Here is a 4,989-nt window from a genome sequence, read left to right as displayed (position 1 = left end):
GATGTTGAAGTAGGTGAAATAGAGCTGCACGGCGCCATAGCTGATCAGGGTGAGTGCGAAGTAGGGCAGCAGGGCCGGTTGCAGCAGCAACTGGCGGCTGGAGAGAGTCGCGGCCTGAAGGGTGGCCGCCACCGGCGGACGATAGGGGATCAGCCAGAGCACCAGCAGCAGGTTGAGCAGGGTCATCGCGACGGCCAGCCAGGCCGCCAGACGGTAATCCCCCGAGATCACCGCGGCGTAGCCCCCGATCACCGGCCCCACTACCCAGCCCAGATTCATGCCGATGTTGATCCAGGCGAAGCTGCGCGCCTTGTGCTCCTTGCCGGCGAGATCCGCCGCCATCGCCTGCACGATGGCGATGTTGCCGTTGCACAGCCCCTCCACAATCCGGCTGAGCAGCAACAGGGGGAGTGAGCGCCAGGCGATACCGAATGCCATCAGGGCATAGCCTGCCAGCACCCCCGCCAGCGATAGCAACAGCAGTGGCTTGCGGCCATAGCGGTCGGAGAGGCGACCGAGCCAGGGGCTGCCCACCAGCTGGAACAGGGGATAGAGCCCCATGATGACCCCCAGCCACACCTTGCGGCTCCAGTCGGAGGCTTCCGGCGTCAGCATGCCGTGGGCCGGATCCAGCAGCAAAGGTGCCAATACCGGGGAGGGGAGACTGAAGCCTGCAACTGCCAGCGTGACCGTCATGACCAGCACCCAGAGGGGATTTTTGTGCCCGTGTTTCTCCATGTTGCACCCATTAAGTAAAGTTATTTGTTTATTTATGCTGGTTCATAGATGGGATTAAGTAAAGTGAATTGTTGATTTAATAAAGGGCGATCCCCATAATGAGACCATGAACGCAAGCACCGACAAGATCCTGTTTCTGCTCAAGAGCCATGGCCCGCAGAGCGCCGCCGCGCTGGGGGAGCAGTTGCAGATGACCTCCATGGGCGCCCGTCAGCACCTGCTCACGCTGGAGCAGGAGGGGTGGGTTACATTCAGCGACGAGGCGCGCGGGCGCGGTCGTCCCGTGCGGCTGTGGCAGCTCACCGAGCAGGCCTGGCAGCGCTTCCCCGATAGCCATAGCGATCTGACCGTGCAGTTGATCGACAACGTGCGCGAGCTGTTTGGCGAGGAGGGGATGGAGCGGCTGATTCAGCAGCGGGAGCAGCAGATGCTTGCTCGCTATCAGGAGGCGCTGGGGTCCCATGGCCTCTCTGGCCGGCTAGCGGCGCTCAAGGAGCTGCGCAGCCGCGAGGGCTATATGGCGGAGATCCGCCGCGAAGAGGATGGCAGCTGGCTGCTGTGGGAGAGCCACTGTCCCATCTGTGCGGCAGCGCGTACCTGCCGCGGTTTCTGTCGCAGCGAACTGGCGCTGTTTCGCCAGCTGCTGGCGCCGGCGACGGTGGAGCGGGAGCAATATCTGCTGGAGGGGGCGCACCGCTGTCTCTATCGCATCACGCCGCCCGCGCTCTGATTGCGTCAAACGCCCAAAAACAACAAAGCAGGCGCCGGGATGCCTGCTTTGTTGCCTTCGGGGAGGGGGTTCTCTCGTTCCAGCCCGTCGTTTCCCGATAAGGTAAGACGGCTGATGGGGCTCTTGACCCGGTAAGGTCCTTCACCGCAGAGACCCGGTCAGGTATCTGCTTTGCCACCGGAAGATGTAACCATAGTATCCCTCCCGTGCCGGTGAGTGGTTGCAAAGTAACCACTTATTTCGGTTGTTTTTGCAATAGTTCACCCTTAATCTAGGAAAAGTGGATTAGTCATTGCAACGAGGAAGGGTAAATGCTGAAACTTGATCGCATAGACAGACATATTCTCGAGTTGATGCAGGAGAATGGCCGCATCAGCAATCTGGAGCTGGCCGAGCTGGTCGGGCTCTCGCCGTCCCCCTGCTCCCGCCGGGTCAAGGCGCTGGAGGATGCCGGTCTCATCGACACCCACGTTACTCTGCTCAACGCCCGCCAGCTTGGCCTCACCCTCACCGCCTACATTCATATATCCATGGACAGACACACGCCCGAGCGGTTCGAAAACTTCGATCGCGCCATCAGCGAGTTGCCCGAAGTGCTGGAGTGTGACCTCATCACCGGCAACGATGCCGACTACCAGCTCAAGGTGGTGGTGCGCGACATGGAGCACTACCAGCACTTCCTGCTGGACAAGCTGACCCATATTCCGGGGGTGACCGGTGTGCGCTCCAGCTTCGTGCTGCGTCGCATCAAGCACAAGACGGCGCTGCCGCTCAACCATCTGGGTTAAGGCTGCGCAAACCGCTTAATAGAAACAGAAAGAGGAGGCCAGTGGCCTCCTCTTTTGCTATTCGGTCGTGGTTATCGGTCTGGATTAGCTGTCGCGGTGATGGGGCGACTGCCGTGGTCAGACACTGACCTGGCTGATGTCTTCCACCTGCAGCAGCCAGCCGCTCTGCTCCTGTTGCGGTTCGCCGCTGACCCGCAGCCGCTCGCCGGTCGGCACCCACTGCCCCTCGGGCAGGGAGACCAGCAGGCTCTCGCTGCCGTTATCGAACAGCCAGCGATCTTCGCCAAGCGATTCAATCAGATAACCTTCCATCTCCACTCTGGACTCGGCTTGCCAGGATGGCGCAACGGAATCACGGCTCTCGATGAAATCCCCCTGAACACCAAAACTGGCTAGCCCCCACAGAATGGAGAGCCCGACGATGGATGTTTGCATCTTGTCTCTCCTCTTTTGGAACTGTAGGGCCAGTATGGGAACAGAAAACTGAGCGCACCATGAACAAGGTGGCAAAGTGCTGGCGAGATCGCGAAAAAATCCGGCCAATTGGCCGGCAGTGTCATTTTATGGTGTCTGGATCACACTATTTGGCGGCTTCTTCTGCCATCCGTTCAGCTCTTGGCTTATTCGTCCACATGGCTACCCCGCGATGATCCCCACAGATCCCCTCTGCTACCACGGCGCGAACCCGGGTGCCATCTTTGCAAATGGCCTGCCAGGCGTCAGCATCATCGATGGCGAGCGAGTTGGGGGGGCTGCGTGGTTTGGCAAGCCGTGAGCAGCAGGGCGCACAGGGGGAGCAATTTTTTCATGGCGGACTCCTCGGGGTAATGGGGGACTGAGAGGATTGGGATGACCTCTCCATCCGGGCTTCACTCCCCAGCATCAGTGATAACCGGTTAAGGGGCAAGGGGGGACCACTGACGGCCGCAGGTGCCGTGCAGCCGGAGCTTGCCCTGTACCCTCCTTGGGCCTATGGTGGGGCCGTTTTATTGCCTGATTGAAGGAGCGTTTTCATGTCCACTCTCTATCCCCGCGTCGGGGTCGGCGTCATCCTGACCAACGCCCAAGACCAGGTGCTGCTTGGCAAACGCAAAGGGAGCCATGCCCCCTACTGGTCGATCCCGGGTGGTCATCTGGAGTTGGGGGAGAGCTTCGAGTCGGCGGCGATCCGCGAGGTGGCCGAGGAGACCGGACTTGAGATCCACGGGCCCGAGGTGGTAGCGGTGACCAACAATCTGGAGACCTGGCGCGAGAGCGGGCTGCACTATATCTCGGTGACGCTGCACGCCCGAGCCGATGGCGAACCGCAACTGCTGGAGCCGGAGAAGTGCGAAGGCTGGGTCTGGTGCGATCCGCGCGAGTTGCCCGAGCCCCATTTCGACGCCAGCCGCCAATCCATCGCTTGCTGGCTGGCGGGACGCTGCTATCTGCCGGGTGATGTGCCCATGGTGTCGGCCGAATCAGTCTGATTGTCATAAAACGATCATCGCGCTGTCATAATATCCCCTCTCCATCGGGAGAAGAGGGATGAGGGAGAAGAGCGTGGGGCAGGTATTTATTCAGTTTTTATGGCTGGGATGCATCAGCTTTGGTGGTCCGGCCGCTCATATCGGCTATTTCCAGCGCACCTTCGTCCAGCGGCTCGGCTGGCTGACACAGGCCGAATTTGCCCGCTTGCTGGCGCTGTGCCAACTGCTGCCGGGGCCCGCCTCCAGCCAGCTTGGTTTCGCCATCGGTCGTCATCGCGCCGGTCTGGGCGGGGCGCTCTCAGCTTTTCTTGGTTTCACGCTGCCCTCATTTCTTCTGCTACTGGCGGCCGCGATCGGCATCGGCCAGCTGGGCAGCAATTTGTGGCTCGATGCGGCGCTGCACGGCCTCAAGCTGCTGGCGCTCATCGTGGTGGCCGATGCGGTGCTCACCATGAGTCGTCAGTTCTGTGCCACGGGAATGACCCAAGGGATTATGGTGGCGACCGCTGCCGCACTCTGGTGGCAGCCCGGTCTGCTGACTCAACTGTTGATGCTGGTGGGAGCGGCACTGATCTGCGCCCGCAGCCAGCGCGGGGCGGGTAGTGTGCCAGCCTCCGCCGAGCAGCCTTCTGCCGCCAGCAGTCAGCCTCATTGGCCGACCCTGCTGCTGTTTGGGATCCTTTTTATCAGTCTGCCGCGGCTCGGTAGTCCGCTTGGCCAGCTGGTTGCCGACTTCTATCGCGCCGGTAGTCTGGTGTTTGGCGGTGGCCATGTGGTGTTGCCGCTGCTGCAAGAGAGCGTGGGACACACTCTCAACGAGCAGCAGTTTCTGACCGGTTACAGCTTGGCCCAGTTGGTGCCGGGCCCCATGTTTACCCTTGCCACCTATCTTGGCGCCCAGCTGCAGCCCGAGATGCCGATGATCGGTGCCCTGTTGGCGACCCTGGCGCTCTTTGTACCCGGCTTTCTGCTGCTCTGGGCGGTGGGCCCCTGCTGGCAACAGTGGTTGGCCCGGCCCCGTCTGGCGGGGGCTGTCACCGGAATCAACGCCGCCGTGGTGGGCTTGTTGCTGGCGGCCCTCTATCAGCCGGTGTGGCAGAGCGCGGTGCTGGCGCCGACCGATCTGGCGCTGGCGGCCATCGGCTTTTATCTGCTGCGGGTGTTGAAGTTGCCGGTGCCGGCCATCGCGGCCCTGTTGGTGATGGCTGCTATCCTGCTGGCGTGAATGCGGTAAAATCCCGATAAAAAACGGCGCCTCCGTGAT

The 4,989-nt window shown here is 61.4% G+C and carries 6 protein-coding genes and 1 pseudogene; 4 read left to right on the top strand and 3 right to left on the bottom strand.

What is annotated here, in order from left to right:
* Nucleotides 1-738 (bottom strand): MFS transporter (locus AB5Y92_RS13170; protein WP_368226932.1); only part of this gene is annotated, 738 nt, incomplete at its 3' end.
* Between the two features lie 106 nt (nt 739-844).
* Between AB5Y92_RS13170 and AB5Y92_RS13165 the strand changes: the two genes are divergently transcribed.
* Both AB5Y92_RS13165 and AB5Y92_RS13160 read left to right on the top strand, forming a co-directional pair.
* Nucleotides 845-1,468 (top strand): helix-turn-helix transcriptional regulator, encoded by a 624-nt coding sequence (locus AB5Y92_RS13165; RefSeq protein WP_368226931.1) that lies wholly within the window; start codon nt 845-847, stop codon nt 1,466-1,468.
* 311 nt (nt 1,469-1,779) lie between these two features.
* A complete protein-coding gene (locus tag AB5Y92_RS13160; protein ID WP_005304871.1) occupies nt 1,780-2,256 on the top strand; it encodes an Lrp/AsnC family transcriptional regulator in 477 nt (158 codons plus the stop codon).
* 117 nt (nt 2,257-2,373) lie between these two features.
* Here the strand turns inward: AB5Y92_RS13160 and AB5Y92_RS13155 are convergent, their stop codons facing one another.
* Nucleotides 2,374-2,691, bottom strand: a complete 318-nt coding sequence (locus AB5Y92_RS13155; protein ID WP_005343224.1) for a hypothetical protein — start codon at nt 2,689-2,691, stop codon at nt 2,374-2,376.
* Between the two features lie 145 nt (nt 2,692-2,836).
* Nucleotides 2,837-3,065 (bottom strand): annotated as a pseudogene (locus AB5Y92_RS13150) (hypothetical protein).
* Between the two features lie 204 nt (nt 3,066-3,269).
* On the opposite strand from AB5Y92_RS13150, the gene AB5Y92_RS13145 reads away from it, so the two are divergent.
* Together AB5Y92_RS13145 and chrA are read left to right on the top strand one after the other, a co-directional pair.
* Entirely contained in the window at nt 3,270-3,725 is a 456-nt protein-coding gene (locus AB5Y92_RS13145) for an NUDIX hydrolase (protein ID WP_136501688.1), read from the top strand.
* 58 nt (nt 3,726-3,783) lie between these two features.
* Nucleotides 3,784-4,950: a chromate efflux transporter gene (chrA, locus tag AB5Y92_RS13140; RefSeq protein ID WP_368226930.1), complete on the top strand. Its 1,167-nt coding sequence runs from the start codon at nt 3,784-3,786 to the stop codon at nt 4,948-4,950.
* Nucleotides 4,951-4,989 lie beyond the last annotated feature (39 nt).

The sequence above is a fragment of the Aeromonas sp. R1-1 genome (assembly GCF_040908495.1).
GTDB classification, from domain to species: Bacteria; Pseudomonadota; Gammaproteobacteria; order Enterobacterales; family Aeromonadaceae; genus Aeromonas; species Aeromonas veronii.
The sequence above is the reverse complement of the archived record's forward strand: the minus strand, read 5'-3'. Positions and strand labels throughout refer to the sequence as shown.